Genomic DNA, 16,830 nt, shown 5'->3' with positions numbered 1-16,830 from the left:
GTCATGAGCACGTCCAGGTCCCAGGAGAGACTACAAGAGAGCCTGAGCCTGGTAACTACCCTGCTCGAAAAGCAACGCGTCATCGAGACCCTGACCCACAAGCAGGAAAGCAAGAACAAAGAGCTCGTCGAGTCGCTGGTACACCGTCAAAATCTCGCCCTGCTGCAGAGGAAGCTCAGGGATCTGCACCCGGCGGACCTCGCGCACATCATCGAGGTGTTGCCCCAGGCAGACCGCCTTGTGGTCTGGGCTGAGCTCGAGCCCTACCGCGCCGCACAGGTGCTTCTCGAGGCGTCGCGCTCGGTCCGCGACTCGCTGGTGGAGGCGACGGAGCGTCGCCGCCAGGTCGAGGTGCTCGGCCAGCTCGACCCTGACGAGCTGGCCTATGTCCGCGAGTCGATCGATCCGGATATCGTGGCGGAGGTCTACCACTCGCTGGACGCCCGGGAGCAGTCGCTCTTCCGGTCGACGGTGGCGTATCCGGAGGACTCGGTGGGCCGCCTGATGAGCCCGGAGCTCGTCTGGGTGCGCGACACCTGGGACATCGGCGGCGCGCTGGAGGAGGTGCGCCGGCGGGCCGAGCTGCCGCCGCGCACCGAGACGCTGTTCGTCGTCGACGCGCGCCATGTGCTGCGCGGCGCGCTGTCGCTCAAGGATCTCTTGCTCCGGCCTCCGGGCGCGTCCGTGAGCGCCGTCATGTCGACGGACGTCGTGAGCTTCACGCCGCAGGACCACGCGAGCGACGCGGCCAAGGCGTTCGAGCGTTACGACCTCATCGCGGCGCCGGTGGTGGACGAGCGCGGCAAGCTGGTCGGGCGGCTGACCGTGGATGTGGTGATGGACTTCCTCCAGCGGCAGGCCCAGAGCGAGGCGCTGCGGCGCGCGGGCCTCTCGGGCGAGGAGGACTATTTCGCGCCCGCGTGGACCAGCGCGAAGAACCGCTGGCTCTGGCTCTTCGTCAACCTGCTCACGGCGTTCATGGCGTCGCGGGTCATCGGTCTCTTCGAGAGCACGATTCAGCATCTCGTGGCGCTGGCCGCGCTCATGCCGATCGTGGCCAGCGTCGGCGGCAACACGGGCAATCAGACCGTGGCGCTCATGATCCGCGGCATCGCGCTCGACCGGATCACCCGGGCGAACACGCGCCATCTCCTCCAGAAGGAGCTCTTCGTCGGCCTGATGAACGGCGCGGTCTGGGGCACGGTCGTGGGCCTCGTCGCCGCGGTGCTCTACGGCAGCGTGCCGCTCGGCCTCGTGATGGCCGCGGCGATCCTGCTCAATCTGGTCGTCGCGGCGATGGTCGGCTGCGCGGTGCCGCTCGTGCTCCACCGCCTCGGCCGCGATCCGGCCCAGGGGGCGAGCGTCCTGCTCACGTTCAGCACCGACAGCATGGGGTTCTTCATCTTCCTCGGGCTCGCCAGGGCGTTCCTGGTCTGAGCCGCCCCGCGCCTCGCCCGCCCGCGCTACGCTGGGGTCATGGACACCGCCCCTGCGCCGCCGCGTCCGCTCGTGGCCATCCGTTATTGTCCCAAGTGCCGCTGGCTCACCCGTGCCGCCTGGCTCGCCCAGGAGCTGCTCATCACCTTTCCCGACGAGATCGACGTGCTCCTGTCCCCCGCCGAGAGCGGCGTCTTCGACGTCCTCCTCGACGGCGCCCTGCTCTTCTCGCGCGCCGCCGCCGAGCGCTTCCCCGAGCCGAAGGAGCTGAAGCAATCGATCCGCGACCGCATCGCCCCCGCCCGCTCCCTCGGCCACTCCGACCGCTGACGAGCTATCCAGCCCCCGGCCCGGAGCAGCCCCTTCCCTCTCCCCTGCTCCCCGCCCGCAGAGAGGTGGGCGCCCGCACAGGAGACGGGCCCAGATCGGCGTCTTCGGCGCGCAGGCGTACGAAAGGACGCCGAGCACCGAAGACGTCGAGATGGGCCCGTCTCCGAAGCGGGCGCCCACCTCTCTAGATGTCGAAGTCGAGGATGCCGGGGTCCAGCTCGGCGCCGCCTCCCGGCGGGCCCTGCGAGGGCGAGGCGACGCGCAGCCGCGGCGCCTCGATCGCCACGCGCTGGCCGTCGGCGACGCTCTTCGTCAGGAACACCGAGCCGCCCACCACGCTCCCCTGCCCCAGCACCGTCTTGCCGCCGAGCACGGTGGCGTTCGCGTAGATGGTGACGTCGTCCTGGACCGTCGGGTGGCGCTTGATCCCGCGCGCGCCGCGCGAGTGCTGGGGCAACGACACGGCGCCGAGCGTCACGCCCTGGTAGAGCTTGACGTGCGCCCCGATGTCGGTGGTCTCGCCGACGACGACGCCGGTGGCGTGATCGATGAAGAAGCTGTCCCCGATGTTGGCGCCCGGGTGGATGTCGGCGCCCGTCTTCGTGTGCGCCCACTCGCTCATGATCCGGGGCATGAGCGGCACGCCGAGCAGGTACAGCTCGTGCGCCACCCGGTGCACCGTCACGGCGAGCAGCCCTGGATAGGCCAGGATGACCTCGTCCATCGAGGCCGCCGCGGGGTCGCCGTCGAATGCCGCCTGCACGTCGAGCAGGAGGCGCCGCCGGACGTCCGGCAGCCTGCCCACGAACACCCGCGCCACGTCGCGCCCGCGCTGCCGGCACTTCGGGACGTCGAGGCGGCCCGCGTCCACGGTCTCGTCCTGGAAGCACAGGCAGCGCTCGATCTGCCGCTCCAGCTTGGCTTGCAGCGTCGAGACAAGCGTGCCCACGTGGTAGAGCAGGTCCGCGTCCGAGAGGTCCTGTCGCCCGTGGTAGCCCGGGTAGAAGATCTGCAGGAGGAGATCGATGATCTCCGTGATCTCCTGGGGCGATGGGGTGAAGCGCTTGTTGATGTGGTGGCCGCGGGGGTCCTCCCGGTAGCCCGCGATCAGCGCCTCGACGATGCCATGCAGATCGCCCGCTGTGACAGGGGCGTCACCACATTTGTTGCTCACATCGACCTCACGAGGCCTTCATGCTCTCGACCTCGGCGAACATGCCTTCGAAGAGGGGCCCCGAGAGGTAGCGCTCGCCGGCGTCCGGCAGGACGACCGCGATGGTCTTGCCGGCCCACTTCGGATCGCGCGCGAGCCTGGCCGCCGCGACCATGGCCGCGCCGCACGAGACGCCGCAGAGGATGCCCTCCTCGCGGGCGAGGCGCCGCGACATCGCGATCGACTCCTCGTTGGAGACGGCCTCGACCTGGTCCACGAAGGAGAGGTCGAGGTTCTTGGGGACGAAGCCCGCGCCGACGCCCTGGATCTTGTGCGGCGACGGGGTGAGCGGCTGGCCGGCGAGCGTCTGCGCGATGACCGGCGAGTTGACCGGCTCGACGGCGACGGAGTGGAGGGCGCGGCCCCGGACGCGCTCGAAGTAGCGGCTGACGCCGGTGAGCGTGCCGCCGGTGCCGACGCCCGCGACGAAGACGTCGACGTTGCCGCCGGTGTCCTCCCAGATCTCGGGGCCGGTCGTGGTCTCGTGGATCGCGGGGTTCGCGGGGTTCTCGAACTGCCGCATCAGGACGTAGCGGCCCGGGTCGGAGGCGGCCAGCGCCTCGGCCCTGGCGATGGCGCCGTTCATCCCCTGGGGGCCGGGGGTCAGGAGCAGCTTGGCCCCGAGGGCCACGAGCACCTTGCGGCGCTCCATGCTCATCGTCTCGGGCATGCTGAGCACGCACTCGATGCCGCGCGAGGCGGCGGCGAAGGCGAGCGCGATGCCGGTGTTGCCGCTGGTGGCCTCGACGATCGCCTTGCCGGGGCCGAGCTGCCCGCGCTTCTCGGCGTCCCAGACCATGGCCGCGCCGATGCGGCACTTGACCGAGTACGCCGGGTTCCGCCCCTCGATCTTCGCCAGCACGGTGGCGGGCGCGCCATCGGTCACGCGGCGGATGCGAACGAGCGGCGTGCGGCCGATGCTCTGGGTGTTGTCGTCGTAGACGTGGGGGTAGTTGGTCATGGGGGTCGTGCCGGTGAGAGGGAGGAATGAGGAGACCCAGAGGCGCCCCGCGCTGTCAAGGCCCACGTGCGCTGCCCCTCCGTCGCGCCGCATTTCCAGAGCGCGGCGCCGCATCCCGACGCGACGTCGAGCGCGCCGGTCGCGCCTCCGCGCCTGCTCGCCTGCTCGCCGCGCGAGCGCCTGCTCGCCGGGCAGGCGCTCGCGCGGCGAGCGATCGGCCGGCGGCGCTGCGGGCGGGCGGCGCGCCATGCTCGCGCGTGGCGGCCTCGCGCGTGGCGGCGGCCATGCCCCCGCTTCTCCTCATCCGCGCTGGCCGCTACCCCATGGTGCCGTGGCGACCCGTTGGACCTGCAACGGCCCGCGCCGGGAAGCCAGATGCAGGGACGCGTGGTGGTCAGTCTGCCCATGAGCCGATCTTTGCCGTGATCTTGTACTGGAAGACGCGAAGTCACTTACGCGCGAAGAACAGGAGTCATCCCTGAAGTCATATGAAAGGGACCGGACTGAGGGGCAGGCATCGCTCCAGCGCCACGGCGCGCGTCCGTCTCTGCCAAGGCATTTGGCTTCTCAGATGCTATGACGCGATGCGGCCAGATCGCCCCCAGCTCGCAGGAAAAAAGCTTGCCGAGGTGCGTCATTGGCGACGCGCTGACGTCTGGAGGAACACATATGCCCACAGCGGGCCGCGGCGGGCTCACGGGCGCTCGCGAGACCCCGTGGGCGCCGGAGCAAGTAAGGTGATTTCCTGAGGAATCCGCGAACCATGTCCATGGGACTACGTCAGACCATGTCCACCTTCTTGACGTGCGTGGATGTGAGCTTATCTTGCTGAATTTGACGCTTGCCCTGCGTGGCATACGCCTCGCATCATGGCTGAGCATGTTCCCCGCTGAGCCCAACCGCGCGGAGGTCCAACTGCCCCACGAGGATGATGAGCCTACTTTAATTTTCCGTCGTGTACCCGCGCCGCCCGCGTCGCTCGCGGGCCTCGCGATGCCCGTCGAGGCGCCCGCGCCGGTCATGGCAGCTCCGACGCGGCGCTCCACATCGCGGCTCATCGCGCTGAGCGCGGGTGCTGGCCTGAGCTTCGCCGCGGTGCTGGGCGCGCTCGTCTCGGTGCAGCTCGGGGCGGCGGGGTTCGATCTCCGCGCGAGCTCGGTGCTCCAGCCGGCCGCGGCCGCGGCGGCCGTCCTGCGCACCAGGGGAGTGGCAGAGCCGGTCGAGGTGAAGGCAGAGCCGGCTGCGCCGGTCAAGGCAAAGGTCGAAGCGGCCGCGCCGGCCATCGCGCTCGAGGATCGCGCCGACGCGACGCTCGATCGCGCGGCCGTGATCCCCATCCCCGACGGGATCATCACCATCCCCGCGTCGTTCTCCTCGCCCGACGGGGCTTACGATCTGGTGGTCCATTTCCACGGGGTCAACGATGTCGTCCAGGCGGGGTTCGATCGCGCGGGGCTCAACGCGGTCGTGATGATCATCAACATGGGCATCAGCTCGGCCGCGTACGAGACCCGGTTCTCGATCCGCTCCTATCTGCCGGTGCTCCTCGCGAAGGCGCAGACGGCGCTCGAGGCGCGGGGGCTGCGCGACGCCCGGCTCAGGCGCGTCGCCCTCTCGGCGTTCAGCGCGGGGTACGCCGCGGTTCGCGGGCTCCTGAACCAGCCCGGGTTCTCTGACAAGGTGGACGCCGTGCTCCTGCTCGACGGCATCCATACCGGCTACATGCCGCTCGACCACAGCCTGGACATGGAGCGTCTCAAGCCGTTCGGGCGCTTCGCCGAGCTGGCGGCTTCCGGCAAGAAGCTCATGTCGATCACGCATTCGGAGATCATCCCGAACGGCGACTACGCCGGCACCCACGAGAGCACGGACGCCCTCCTCAGGCTCACGGGCGCGCAGCGCGCTCCGGGCGAGGGCGCCGACGCGCAGGCGGTCTATGAGCTGACAGGAGGGGCGAGCGAGGCGCGTCCTCGCTTCTTGCCGCTCTCCGAGGCGCACAAGGGCGCATTTCACGTCCGCGGCTATCCGGGCACGCAGAAGCCAGATCACGTGAGGCATCTGACGCGCATGGCCGAGACGGCCTTACCTGATCTGGTCCGCCACTGGAGCGAGACCCCCGCGCGGTGACCTGTGGCGGGGGCGACTCGCGGGGGGCGCGAGCCGTCGAGCGGACGGTGTATCACGGAGACGGCGGCGTCTTCGTTCGAGATCTCGTCGTGATGCCGTTGCTGAGCGCGTGAATCGCGACCGCCGCTACCGGCGGCGGGGAGCGGGCTTCTCTGCCCTCTCCTTGGCGCTGGCTCCGGTGAGCGTCCTCGCGCCCGGCTGTTACCGGGTGGAGCCGCTGTGGCATTGCTTCGTGCGGGTCGCAGCGAACGAGCTCCCGCTGCGGGACGAACCGGTGGCGTTCCTGGTCGCCCGCTCCGGTCGAGCCCTCGACGAGTTCGGCCGGTGGGTCGCTGGACGTCGACCTATCGAGTTCCCCGTCGTCGCGCGCCACGATCCGACCGCTTCTTGCAGCGACGATGAGGCGCGCCCCTCAGCGCTGAAGCGCTGAACGCTCTTCCGGATGTTCTCGAGTCCGTCCTGACCCGAGGCGACACCGTCCGTGCAGCCCTGCACAGGGGTTCATTCCACGTTCCGTGACGAGCCTGGGAACCACGCTGCAGCGCGAGAACCTGTGCGCCGGAAGGCAGGGAGTCGAGCGCGAAAGCGGCAAAGCATCAGCCAGAGCCCGCCTGCAATGACGTGAGCGTGGCAGAACGCATCACGCTGGGGCGCTCATGCCGGACTGAGCAGGAGGCGCCGTGAAGCGAGAAGGACCAGAGCGCCGGCAAAGCAGAGATGCCATTACGGTATCGAATTTGCTTTTCCACCAAAAAAAGGTGGTGGTGCGACGATGGTCGGACAAAGACAGGCGCGAAGCGCGGCGCGGCGCACCCAGGACGAGCGGCCCGCGCCCCTTACATCCCGCCGGGGGCGCGGCGCGGGCGCGGCAGACGCGGACAGCCCGCGCTCGACTGCCGCGAAGGGACAGGCGGACGGCGCCGCAGCGCCGCGCCAGACCTTGACCTACGCGGATGCGCTCGAGGGCGCCCGGAAGGGTCCGTTCCCGGGCGAGGTCGAGCCCCAGCTCGCGACGCTGGTCACCGGGCCGCCCCAGGGCGAAGGGTGGCTGTACGAGGTGAAATTCGACGGCTACCGCATGCTCGCGAAGCTCCGCGGCGGCCGCGTGACGCTCCTGACCCGCCGGGGTCAGGACTGGACCGAGCGGTTCCCGAACGTGCGCGACGACCTCGCCCGCCTGCCCGCACGAGAGGCGGTGCTGGACGGCGAGATGGTCGTGGTCGGCCGAGATGGCGTGACGGATTTTCAGGCGCTCCAGAACGCGCTGAGCGACGGGAATGACGGGCGCGAAGGACGCCTGATGTACTTCGCGTTCGACCTGCTGTACCTGGACGGACGCGATCTCCGCGGCTGCGCGCAGGTCAGCCGCAAACGGGCGCTCCAGGCGCTCCTCGCGGAAGTCCCGGAGGAAGGGACCCTGCGCTACACGGAGCACCTCGAGGAGGACGGCGCCGCCGTCTTCCAGCACGCTTGCAAGCTCGGGATCGAAGGCGTCATCGCGAAGCGGCCGGAGGCTCCCTACCGCAGCGGGCGCGGGAACAGCTGGCTCAAGGTGAAGTGTGGGCGACGCCAGGAGTTCGTGATCGTCGGCTTCACCGAGCCGACCGGATCCCGCCAGGGCCTCGGGGCGATCCTCGTCGGCGTGAACACGTCAGGCAAGCTCGTCTACGCAGGAAAGGTCGGCACGGGCTTCACGAGCAAGACGCTGACGACCCTGCGCAGCCAGCTGGAGGCCCTCGAGCGCGCGCAGCCTGCCTTTGCAGGGGCGCCGCGCATGCGCGGCGTGCACTGGGTGGAGCCCAGGCTCATCGCAGAGGTCCACTTCGCGGCGTGGACCCGCGACGGGCGGCTGCGGCATCCCTCGTTCGAGGGGCTCCGCGAGGACCGCACCCCGGAGTCGGTCACCGTCGAGCGCGAGCAGCCGCCGCCCGAGCTTCCCCCGAAGAAGGCGGGCGGCCCGTCGAGCAAGGCGCCGGGCAAGGCAGCCGGCGCGTCGAGCAGGGCCGCAGGTACGGTGTCCGGCAAGACAGCAGGCGCGCCGAGCAAGGCAGCAAGCGCGGCGTCGGCCAAGGCAGCAAGCGCAGCGCCAGACACGTCGGCGGGCGTGTCGAACAAGGCGATCAGCAAGACGACGAGCGCAGCGCCGAGCCGGGCGTCGCGCGGCGGCCGGAGCGGCGGCGCGGAGAGGGTCGAGGTCGCCGGGGCGCGGCTGACGAACCCCGACAAGGTGCTCTACCCGGCTCAGGGGATCACGAAGCTCGCGCTCGCCAACTATTACGCCCAGATCGCCGATCACATGCTGCCCTATGTCGCAAACCGGCTGCTCACCCTCGTGCGCTGCCCCGAGGGCCAGGGCAAACCGTGCTTCTTCCAGCGACACGAGGCCGAGGGGCTCTCCGAGGCGATCCGGCGGACCACCGTCGAGGAGGACGACGGAAAGCGCACCTACCTCTACGTCGAGACGTCGGAAGGGCTCGTGTCCCTCGTGCAGATGGGGGCGCTCGAGCTGCATATCTGGGGAAGCCGCGCTGACCGGATCGAGCAGCCGGACATGATGGTCTTCGACCTCGACCCCGCGCCGGAGCTGCCGTGGGAGCGCGTGGCGGACGCCGCGAGGACGGTGCGGCGCCTCCTGGAGACGCTGGGGCTGCGGAGCTTCGTCAAGACGACCGGCGGCAAGGGGCTCCACGTCGTCGTCCCGATCGAGGCGCGCAGAGGCTGGGACGAGGTGAAGCCGTTCACGAAGGCCGTGGCCGACGCGCTCGTGCGCTTCGATCCGTCGCGGTACATCGCGACGCTGTCCAAGGCCAAGCGCACCGGCAAGGTCTTCGTCGATTATCTGCGGAACGGACGCGGGGCGACCGCCGTGGCCCCCTACTCGACGCGGGCTCGCCCCGGCGCCGCCGTCGCGACCCCGCTCTCGTGGGACGAGCTCGATGCGCCGCTCGATCCAGCCTCGTTCACGATCGACGCCCTGCCGCAGCGGATCGCGACGATCCCCGATCCATGGGCGGAGCTCACCAGCGTGCGCCAGTCCATCACGAGCGCGATGATGAAGCAGGTCGGGCTCTGATCTCCCCGTCGATCCGTGCCCCCGGCGAACCCAGGCGCCGGTGAGCACACCGAAGAAGAGAGAGTCCAGCGACACAGGGAATGCACTCACTGACGTTCCGTTCAGCATGATCGGATGACGCAACATGGCGGCGAGCGCTTGGTTGACGGCGCCGCACCCGCGCTGCATCGTCCCACGGGTCACCCATGGCCAAGGACCGGAGCTCCAGCGCGCTGGCGGAAATTGCGGAGCGACTCCACCAGTTCGACGGTGAGCCGCTGCGGGTCGCGTTCCTGGCGCGAGGCATCGACGCGCTCACGCAGGTCGCCGAGCGGCTCGATCAGAGCGAGCTTGGCGCGGTCGTCGCCTCGCCCAGCAATGCGGACGCCCTGGTGACGGCGCTCACGCAGCCGAGCGCCGTCGGCCTCTTCTCCGCGGCGGATCCGCTCACGCCGGCCCGCCTCCGCGGCCTTCAGGCGCGCGACGCGCTCCTCGCGGCCGAGGGAGGGACGCTCACCGCGGACGAAGTCGGCGAGGTGCTCCACCTCTCGACCCAGGCCGTCGAGACGCGGCGCGCGGCCGGGAGGCTCCTCGTCGTGGACGTCGGCCGTCGCGGCCACCTCTACCCTGCATGGCAGTTCGCGGACGACGGCGTGCTGCCCGGGCTGGAAGAGATCCTGGCGCTCCTCGAGGAGCATCCGCCGCTGGCGAAGATCCGGTTCTTCCTTTCCGGCAACCACCGCCTCGATGGCGAGCGGCCGCTCGACCGGGTTCGCCGCGGCGACCTCGACCCCGTGCGGCGCGCCGCGCGCACCTTCGGCGAGCACGGCGCGGCCTGAGAGCGCCCGGCGATGACGAGGCCGCCGCGCTCGCCAGGGTTTCCGGCGAGCGCGCTCCGTCCACCGCGCGACGGCAACGAAGGCTCAGGGCGTGAGCCGGACGCCGCGCGCACAAGCCATCCTGTCGTCCGTTCGTGCGGGGCAGAATCGATATGAAGACAACGCTCGGGCCTCACCCGGAGCCGCCGCTCGATCTCGCGGCGAGGCCGCTTCCGGTCACCGTCTTCCGGCGGTGCTGGTTCCGGATTCATCGGCTCCCGCACGACCCGCTCTTCTTCGGGCGCTCGGGCGACAACCGCTTCGACGCGCCCGCGGGAGAGTTCGGGGTGCTGTACGCCGGCAAGGACGAGCGCTGCGCCTTCATCGAGGTGTTCGGCCACGCGACGGGCGTGCGCTTCGTGGAGCAGGGGGAGCTCGCCGCGCGCGGGCTCGCGCGCATCGCGCCGAGGCGGCCGCTCCGGCTCGTGAACCTCGCGGGAGAGGGGCTCGCGCGGCTCGGCGCCGATGCCCGCCTCACCTCGGGGGAGTCGTACGCGGCCGCTCACCTCTGGTCGCTCGCGCTCCATGAGCACCCGAGGAGGCCTGACGGGATCGTCTACGCCGCGCGGCACGACCCGAGCCGCCTTTGCGCCGCGCTCTTCGAGCGCGCCAGCGCGGAGCTGGAGGTCACCGAGCTCGGCTCCCTCGCGGATCCGGCGCACGCGGCGCTCCTCGCCAGGCTCCTGGATATGTACAGGTTCGGGCTCGTCTGAGCGCCGGCGAGCGCGCGGGGTCGCGGCGCCTGCGGGGCGCTCGCCGGGCACGACGCGGCGGCGCGCGCGAGCCCCGCGCTCGAGCGCGCCGGCACAACCGGTGCTTCCCATGAAAGGAGGCGCGCGGCGGCGGCGGCGCGACGGGCGGCGTCGCGGCGCGCGTGGCCGAGCGGCCCGGGGGGGCGATGAAAATCAAGAATCTGCGGCTGGAAACAGGCTATCTCGTGGAGCCCATTCCGCTCCAGAGAGGGATCTCGATTCACCAGATCCAGATCGAGACGATCGGCGGAGAGGGGACATGCCGCGTCCAGCTCTCGCTCGATCCCAACCGCTGCACGGTCGACAGCTTCGGCGAGGCCAAGGTGTGCACGAAGGTGGCGCCGGTCCGCCTGGAGGCGGACGTGGAGATCCTCGAGGAGTGCGATGAGAAGCAGCTGCTCGCCCTCAAGTTCGTCGGGGGCAATGGTCCCGCGCTCCGGCTCGCGCTCCTGCCGCTCTGCGGCGCGGGCAAGGAGGCGATCCTCGCGCGGCTCCTGATCTTCGGTGAGGGCGGTGAGCTCAAGGCCATCCTGCCGATGCAGGGCTGGTCGGCGGGCTGCGTGGTGGCGTGAGCGCGGCAGCGCGGCACCGCCGCGCGCGCGTTGCCTGAGCCCGGAGACGGGCGCCGTTCAGGCGCCCTGCGGGCCGCTGCCGCCGGGCCCGAATGGACCAGGCGTCCCGCCGGCCACACCGGCAGGACCCGGGCCGTGGGCGCCAGGAGCGCCAGGCGGCGCGCCATGCCCGGGAGCGGCGCCGTAAGCACCGGCGGGCGCGCCATACGCGGCGCCAGGAGGCGCGCCGTAGGCGCCGTAAGCGGCGCCGGGGGCTCCAGGAGGCGCGCCGTAGGCTCCAGGGGGCGCGCCGTAGGCGGCGCCGGGGGCTCCAGGGGGCGCGCCGTAGGCTCCAGGAGGCGCGCCGTAAGCGGCGCCGGGGGCTCCAGGGGGCGCGCCGTAGGCTCCAGGAGGCGCGCCGTAGGCGGCGCCGGGGGCTCCAGGGGGCGCGCCGTAAGCGGCGCCGGGGGCTCCAGGAGGCGCGCCGTAGGCGGCGCCGGGGGCTCCAGGGGGCGCGCCGGAGGCGGCGCCTGGAGCGCCGTAGGCTCCAGGGGGCGCGCCGTAGGCGGCGCCTGGAGCGCCGGGCGGCGCGCCGTAGGCGCCAGCGGGGACGCCCTGGCCATGGGGGGCACCGGGCTGGAGCCCGGGGGGCGCGCCGTAGGCGCCAGGCTGGGCCCCCGGGAACGCACCGCCGTAGACGCCAGGCTGGGCCCCTGGCGGCGCGCCGTACGCCGCCGGCGGCGGATAGCCGCCGAGCGGCGCTGCGGCGGCGGGACCCTGCCCGGGCGGATAGGCCGTCTCCATGGCGACACGGCGGGGATTGGCCGGATCGTAGCGCACCGTGACGATGCACCCCGGCTGGATACGAGGGGCCGCCAGCACCGACACGAGCGCGACCGTCTCCACCTGATAGGGCGGCATGCCCGGCGGCATCACCTCGAGGAGCAGCTTGAGGCTGTAAGAGTCCTGAGCGCCCATGGACACCTTCATGCCCGTCTCCTGGTACTGCAGCACGCGGGCCGCGCAGGAGACGCCGATCCGGAGGAGCTGCTGCTGCTCCTGCTGCTGTGCCCTGAGCGGGCCGAGGACCTTCTTCCAGACCCCCCAGAGGATCGCCGCGGTGATCCCGAGCGGCACGAGGACGCTCAGCACAATGATCAGCAGGGTGGACGTCATCGTGTCAGCGTACCAGGCCGGCCGCCGGGAGCACCAGCGCATCGGCGCCCCGACAACGCGCGGCGCCACGCGGCGCCGCGGTCACGAGGCGCCGTGACGATCCTCAAGGGCCAGGGCAGCGGCGGTACGTGAGGCCATACTCGATCCGGACCTGGACGTCGGTGGTGTCGTTCGTCAACACCCCGGAGCGCGCCGGCGCCAGGCGGTTGGTCACGTACAGGTTCGTCTTGATGTTGAGCGGCCGCACGGTGCCGCACTCCGACCAGACCGTTGTCGCGAAGCTGTCCGTGCGCGAGAAGTTGTTCGTGAAAGGCCCGATCATGCTCCAGGTCACCGGACCGGAGGTGAGCGGCGATCCCGAGAAATAATACGATGTCTCGTGGAGCCCCTGGACGCTCGGCTCCAGGTCGGCGAACCCCCGGTAGGTGGCGTCGAAGATGGCCACCTGCCACCCCGGATCGAACCGCAGATCCACCGCCAGCTGGCAGAAAGAGCGGTTCGCGCCGCGGGCGGCGCCCGGGCCGGCCTGAGCCTCGAACTGATCGAAGATGACCGTCAACGCCTTCTGATCAGGGGAAATCACCCCCGCAGCGGAGCCGACGGGACATCCGCTGCCGGCATACGTGAACGACTCGATCCGCGCGTTCTGCGCCAGCGCGGGGAAGGCGAAGAAGAATACCGAAGAAAAGACGAACGCCCATCGCAGCAACATACTCGCCCCCTTTCATAGACTGACGACATCGCGTCGTCGTCGTGCGTCGGCGCCAGCGCGCGTATCGCGCTATCGCAGGTCAGCCGACATGTCCTGATGAGGATGCGATGGCGGCGCGCGCCGCGCAACCTGCGCGGCGCACTCTCACCCTGGTCCGGTATCGGCGCCCGCCGAGGGCCGGGAACCGCGGAGCGAAGCGGCGCCCGCGGGACTCACGGACTTTCGACCAGAACCCGGAGCGCGACGAAAGGGGAAGACACGGCTCCTCGGGCCACGGCGCCCCCGGCGCGTGCACCGCTCTCGAGGCGCGCACGCTGCCTGACGCGGTGGACCGCGATCACGGGAGCGGCGAGGCGGCGACCCGGAACACCGGCACCAGATTCACACGCTCGTCCCAGGACGGGTGGCGCCTGTAGAAGAAGTCGAGCCGAGCCCTCGAGTCCTTCGCGAACGCAGGGTCGCGCAGGCGCGCCTCGAACTCGGCGCGCAGCGCCGGATCGGCGGCGAGCATCGTGCGGGCCTCCTCCTCGGCGACGTAGGCCTCCATGTACTCCTTGCGCTCGAAGGCGGCGTTGAAGAAGCCCCAGGCCACGAGGGAGTCGGGCGCGAGCGGCTCGAGGAGGTGCAGGACGAGCGGCGCCCGCGGCTGCGCGATCGGGACGAAGAGCGAGCCGCTCGGCAGGTCGAGCCGCTCCGGCCGGAAGGCGCCCTGGAGCTTCGCGGGCGTCCGGCCCTCGAAGGACGGCTCGAACGACACGGCGTCGGCCCGGAACGCCTCGACGGCGAAGCCGGGGCGCGCCCCGGGCAGGAGCTGGTAGCGCACCCCGTGCAGGCGCAGTTTGTCGGCCACCCAGGCCGCGTGCGCCGCCGGGACGACATAGCCGGCGGCGGGCGCGGTGACGGTCAGGCCCGGCTCGATCTGGTCGAACAGGGGCACGCGCCAGACCTCCGGGCGAGCCTCGTCGTAACGCGTCCACGTGCCGCCGGAGATCTCCGAAGGGCGCTTCTCGTACGCGAACCCGCGGAACGGGAAGACGCGCGAGGCCGGCGACGCGCGGTGCGTGAGGGCGAAGGGGGCGCCGGCGAGGCGCGCGCCGGCGGCGTCCGCGCGGTCGGCGGCGGCGCGGAGGGCGCCCGCGCCGACGGCGACGCGCTCGAACAGCGCCGCGAGGAGGTCGTGGACCGCGCGGACCCGCGCGGGGTGGGTGGCCCAGCTGTGCGTCTCGACGAGCACGCCGATGCGGTTGCGGGCGGCGCCGTAGGACTGCGAGTAGCGTGGCGACCCGGGCGTGGCGGAGATCCCGGACGCGGGGTCGTCGTCCTCGCGGAACGACGGGTAGAACGGGAGCGGGAGGTGGCCGAGCGCCGAGAGGCGCGCCTGGAGCGCCTCGGAGAGGCCGCGCGCCTCGGCGTCGAGGCCGCCGGGGTGCGGCGTCGATGGCTCGACGATGACAGCGACGTCGTGCTGGAACTTCGCGCCGTCGGTCGTGTGCAGGTCGACCTGGACCACCGGGTCCCAGGCGTCGAGGAGCGCCAGCATCGCCTGCATCTCGGGCGCCTCGGCCTTCATGTAATCGCGGTTCAGGTTGAGGTTCTGCGCGGTGGTGCGGAAGCCCATCTCCTCGGGCCCGCGCTGGTTGGGCCGCTGGTTCCGGCGGAACCGCTCGTGGCCGTCGACGTTGAACACCGGCACGAAGATCGCCGTGGCCGCGGAGAGCGCGCCCGGCGCCATGACGCCGTCGAGCAGCTCGCGGAGCGCCCAGAAGCCGCCGTCCTTGCCGTCGATCTCGCCAGCGTGGATGCCGCCCTGGAACAGGATCACCGGGCGCCGCTTCGCCCGGGTCGCGGCCGGGTCGAGCAGGCCGTCGGCGGAGGCGGCGATCGCGAGCATGGGCCTGCCCTCGGGCGTGGTGCCGAAGCGGACACAGCGGGCGCGGCCCGGGTAGGCCTGCTCGAAGCCGTGGCACAGCTGCTCGACCTCGGCGTAGCGGCCGGTGCGCTGGAAGCCGGTCCGCTCCGCCTCGGTGACGAGCGACGGCGGCGGCGCCGGCGGCGCGGGCGCCCTCCCTGAAGCGCCGGCCGGCGTTCCGGGCGCAGGCGCCTGGCAGGCCGCGACCAGCGAGATCAGCGCGGTTCCGCGGCGAAGGACGCGGCCAGGGAGCGCGGCGCGGGGGCGAATCATCGCGGGAGTCGACCAAATTCCGCGCTCAACGGCAAGGCGTGCTCCCTCGGTCCGGCGCGAGGTAAGCTCCGCCGAGGATGAGCGCGCTCCCTCCCCGCCGTGCGCTGGCCCTCGGCGCGGCCTTGATCGGCGGCGCGGCGCTCCTCACGCCGCTCGGGATCGCGTCGCTGCGCCGCAGCGGGGCGGAGCGGGTCGAGCCCCCGGCGGCGGGCCCGGTCGCGCCGGCCAGCGCGGCGGCGGCGCTCGCGGACGGCGGGGAGCTCCTGGCGGACGGCGGGGCCAGCTTGGTGGCCGACGCCGGCCTGCTGGACGGCGGCGGCGACGCGGGGGCCGCGCCGTTCGAGAAGCCCGTGTGGTCCGCCGCGTCGCGCGCGGCCACCTACGGAGGGCTCTCGAGCGAGGCTTGCGACAGGGAGATGAAGCGCCGCGGGATCCCCCACGCCCCGGCGGCGCGCGGCGCCCCGCTGGTCGACCTGCCGGTCCGGCTCACGGGCGCGCTGCACGGGGTGACCTTCCGCGGCGACGGCGTGGCGAAGCCCAGGTCGACGTCCCCGTTCGACATCGCCGACTGCCGGCTGGTCCTCGCGCTCGACGACCTCGCCGCCTTCCTGGCGACGCGCGGGATCGCCGAGGTGGTGCACGTCAGCATGCACCGGCCCGCGCCCGCCGGCGCCGTCGCGCCGAAGAAGAAGAAGAAGGCGCAAGCGAAGCCGCAGGCGACCAAGAAGGCCCCGAAGGGCGCTGGCAAGGCGGCGAAGCCGGGCGGGCGCCCCCCGAAGAAGCCGGCGCCGGCGCCCGCGCGGCCCAGCCAGCACGCCCTCGGGCTCGCCATCGACGTGGCCGCCCTGGTGAAGGCCGACGGCACGCGGCTCGAGGTGAAGGCCGACTGGCACGGCGCCATCGGCGCGCCGCCGTGCGGCCCCGGGTCGGAGCCGAAGGAGCCCACCCCTCAGGCCATCGAGCTGCGAGAGATCATCTGCGCCGTCCACGCGAGCGGGCTTTTCAACGTCGTCCTCACGCCCAATGCGAACGAGGCGCACGCGGACCACTTCCACCTCGATATCAAGCGCGACGCGCACTACTTCCTGCTGGAATGAGCGGGGCCTCGCCGGGGGAGGCCGCTCCGCTGCACTGGCCGGCTGGCGCGTGACAGGTGCGGAGAGAGAGAGAGGAGAAACCGCCAGGAAAGCCAGGAGAGCAGCTCCGGGAGAAAGAAGATGAAGAGAGGCACAGTCGCCTGCGTTCGCGCCAGTGGGCCGACCGCGCCATCGCGCGCGGCCACACAGCCTCACCGCAATCGCGCCGTACCCGCACAAATCCCATGACAGCGTTGTTCGGCGCGCATCCCAGCGTGGCGCACGCTGGCGTCCGCTGACCTACACCGAATGCGAAACACGCTTCGCGGCACGAGATGTAGCCGCCTGCAGTGCAGACGTGATGGGTGTGCAATCTGGACAGA

General features: G+C 71.7%; 14 protein-coding genes. 9 read left to right on the top strand and 5 right to left on the bottom strand.

Features of this window, described 5'->3' with window-relative positions; genetic code table 11:
• Positions 1-3: 3 nt before the first annotated feature.
• Positions 4-1,437 carry a magnesium transporter gene (gene mgtE / locus WME89_RS22415; RefSeq protein ID WP_438011164.1) on the top strand — a complete coding sequence of 478 codons (1,434 nt, stop codon included), beginning with the start codon at positions 4-6 and terminating at the stop codon, positions 1,435-1,437.
• 39 nt (positions 1,438-1,476) lie between these two features.
• Positions 1,477-1,767: a SelT/SelW/SelH family protein gene (locus WME89_RS22410; protein WP_438011163.1), complete on the top strand. Its 291-nt coding sequence runs from the start codon at positions 1,477-1,479 to the stop codon at positions 1,765-1,767.
• A 184-nt stretch (positions 1,768-1,951) separates the two neighbouring features.
• Here WME89_RS22410 and WME89_RS22405 read toward each other — a convergent pair whose 3' ends face one another.
• Together WME89_RS22405 and cysK are read right to left on the bottom strand one after the other, a co-directional pair.
• Positions 1,952-2,941, bottom strand: coding sequence for a serine O-acetyltransferase (locus WME89_RS22405; RefSeq protein ID WP_438011162.1), 990 nt, complete (start codon positions 2,939-2,941; stop codon positions 1,952-1,954).
• Positions 2,942-2,948: 7 nt separating this feature from the next.
• A complete protein-coding gene (gene cysK, locus WME89_RS22400; RefSeq protein ID WP_437627252.1) occupies positions 2,949-3,941 on the bottom strand; it encodes a cysteine synthase A in 993 nt (330 codons plus the stop codon).
• Between the two features lie 825 nt (positions 3,942-4,766).
• Between cysK and WME89_RS22395 the strand changes: the two genes are divergently transcribed.
• From WME89_RS22395 to WME89_RS22370, 6 genes are all read left to right on the top strand, one after another.
• Positions 4,767-6,068: a hypothetical protein gene (locus WME89_RS22395; RefSeq protein WP_438011161.1), complete on the top strand. Its 1,302-nt coding sequence runs from the start codon at positions 4,767-4,769 to the stop codon at positions 6,066-6,068.
• A 109-nt stretch (positions 6,069-6,177) separates the two neighbouring features.
• The gene (locus tag WME89_RS22390) at positions 6,178-6,498 is read left to right on the top strand and encodes a hypothetical protein (RefSeq protein WP_438011160.1); all 321 of its coding nucleotides are present in this window, start codon (positions 6,178-6,180) and stop codon (positions 6,496-6,498) included.
• Positions 6,499-7,008: 510 nt separating this feature from the next.
• Positions 7,009-9,141: a DNA ligase D gene (ligD, locus tag WME89_RS22385; protein ID WP_438011159.1), complete on the top strand. Its 2,133-nt coding sequence runs from the start codon at positions 7,009-7,011 to the stop codon at positions 9,139-9,141.
• 185 nt (positions 9,142-9,326) lie between these two features.
• A complete protein-coding gene (locus WME89_RS22380; protein ID WP_438011158.1) occupies positions 9,327-9,959 on the top strand; it encodes a hypothetical protein in 633 nt (210 codons plus the stop codon).
• A 152-nt stretch (positions 9,960-10,111) separates the two neighbouring features.
• Positions 10,112-10,711: an RES family NAD+ phosphorylase gene (locus WME89_RS22375; RefSeq protein ID WP_438011157.1), complete on the top strand. Its 600-nt coding sequence runs from the start codon at positions 10,112-10,114 to the stop codon at positions 10,709-10,711.
• Between the two features lie 185 nt (positions 10,712-10,896).
• The gene (locus tag WME89_RS22370) at positions 10,897-11,322 is read left to right on the top strand and encodes a hypothetical protein (RefSeq protein ID WP_438011156.1); all 426 of its coding nucleotides are present in this window, start codon (positions 10,897-10,899) and stop codon (positions 11,320-11,322) included.
• 57 nt (positions 11,323-11,379) lie between these two features.
• On the opposite strand, the gene WME89_RS22365 is transcribed toward WME89_RS22370, so the two are convergent.
• The 3 genes from WME89_RS22365 to WME89_RS22355 all read right to left on the bottom strand — a co-directional run bounded on the left by WME89_RS22365 (position 11,380) and on the right by WME89_RS22355 (position 15,371).
• Complete coding sequence (locus tag WME89_RS22365) at positions 11,380-12,477, bottom strand: hypothetical protein (RefSeq protein WP_438011155.1); 1,098 nt, start codon at positions 12,475-12,477, stop codon at positions 11,380-11,382.
• Between the two features lie 103 nt (positions 12,478-12,580).
• The gene (locus WME89_RS22360) at positions 12,581-13,189 is read right to left on the bottom strand and encodes a DUF4360 domain-containing protein (RefSeq protein WP_438011154.1); all 609 of its coding nucleotides are present in this window, start codon (positions 13,187-13,189) and stop codon (positions 12,581-12,583) included.
• Positions 13,190-13,526: 337 nt separating this feature from the next.
• Entirely contained in the window at positions 13,527-15,371 is a 1,845-nt protein-coding gene (locus tag WME89_RS22355; protein ID WP_438011153.1) for a M14 family zinc carboxypeptidase, read from the bottom strand.
• A 77-nt stretch (positions 15,372-15,448) separates the two neighbouring features.
• Between WME89_RS22355 and WME89_RS22350 the strand changes: the two genes are divergently transcribed.
• Positions 15,449-16,468: an extensin family protein gene (locus WME89_RS22350; protein WP_438011152.1), complete on the top strand. Its 1,020-nt coding sequence runs from the start codon at positions 15,449-15,451 to the stop codon at positions 16,466-16,468.
• The last annotated feature ends 362 nt before the right edge of the window (positions 16,469-16,830 follow it).

The organism is Sorangium sp. So ce321, from assembly GCF_051530195.1.
Taxonomy (GTDB): Bacteria; Myxococcota_A; Polyangia; order Polyangiales; family Polyangiaceae; genus Sorangium.
Note: the sequence above shows the minus strand (reverse complement) of the source record. Positions and strands in the feature narration are given on the sequence as shown.

What these genes read in the sequence shown, in the direction of transcription:
- WME89_RS22365 (WP_438011155.1), bottom strand. Translation starts at nt 12,477, where the DNA reads ATGACGTCCACCCTGCTGATCATTGTGCTGAGCGTCCTCGTGCCGCTC.
- WME89_RS22360 (WP_438011154.1), bottom strand. Translation starts at nt 13,189, where the DNA reads ATGTTGCTGCGATGGGCGTTCGTCTTTTCTTCGGTATTCTTCTTCGCC.
- WME89_RS22375 (WP_438011157.1), top strand. Translation starts at nt 10,112, where the DNA reads ATGAAGACAACGCTCGGGCCTCACCCGGAGCCGCCGCTCGATCTCGCG.
- WME89_RS22350 (WP_438011152.1), top strand. Translation starts at nt 15,449, where the DNA reads ATGAGCGCGCTCCCTCCCCGCCGTGCGCTGGCCCTCGGCGCGGCCTTG.
- WME89_RS22355 (WP_438011153.1), bottom strand. Translation starts at nt 15,371, where the DNA reads ATGATTCGCCCCCGCGCCGCGCTCCCTGGCCGCGTCCTTCGCCGCGGA.
- cysK (WP_437627252.1), bottom strand. Translation starts at nt 3,941, where the DNA reads ATGACCAACTACCCCCACGTCTACGACGACAACACCCAGAGCATCGGC.
- WME89_RS22410 (WP_438011163.1), top strand. Translation starts at nt 1,477, where the DNA reads ATGGACACCGCCCCTGCGCCGCCGCGTCCGCTCGTGGCCATCCGTTAT.
- WME89_RS22370 (WP_438011156.1), top strand. Translation starts at nt 10,897, where the DNA reads ATGAAAATCAAGAATCTGCGGCTGGAAACAGGCTATCTCGTGGAGCCC.
- WME89_RS22380 (WP_438011158.1), top strand. Translation starts at nt 9,327, where the DNA reads ATGGCCAAGGACCGGAGCTCCAGCGCGCTGGCGGAAATTGCGGAGCGA.
- mgtE (WP_438011164.1), top strand. Translation starts at nt 4, where the DNA reads ATGAGCACGTCCAGGTCCCAGGAGAGACTACAAGAGAGCCTGAGCCTG.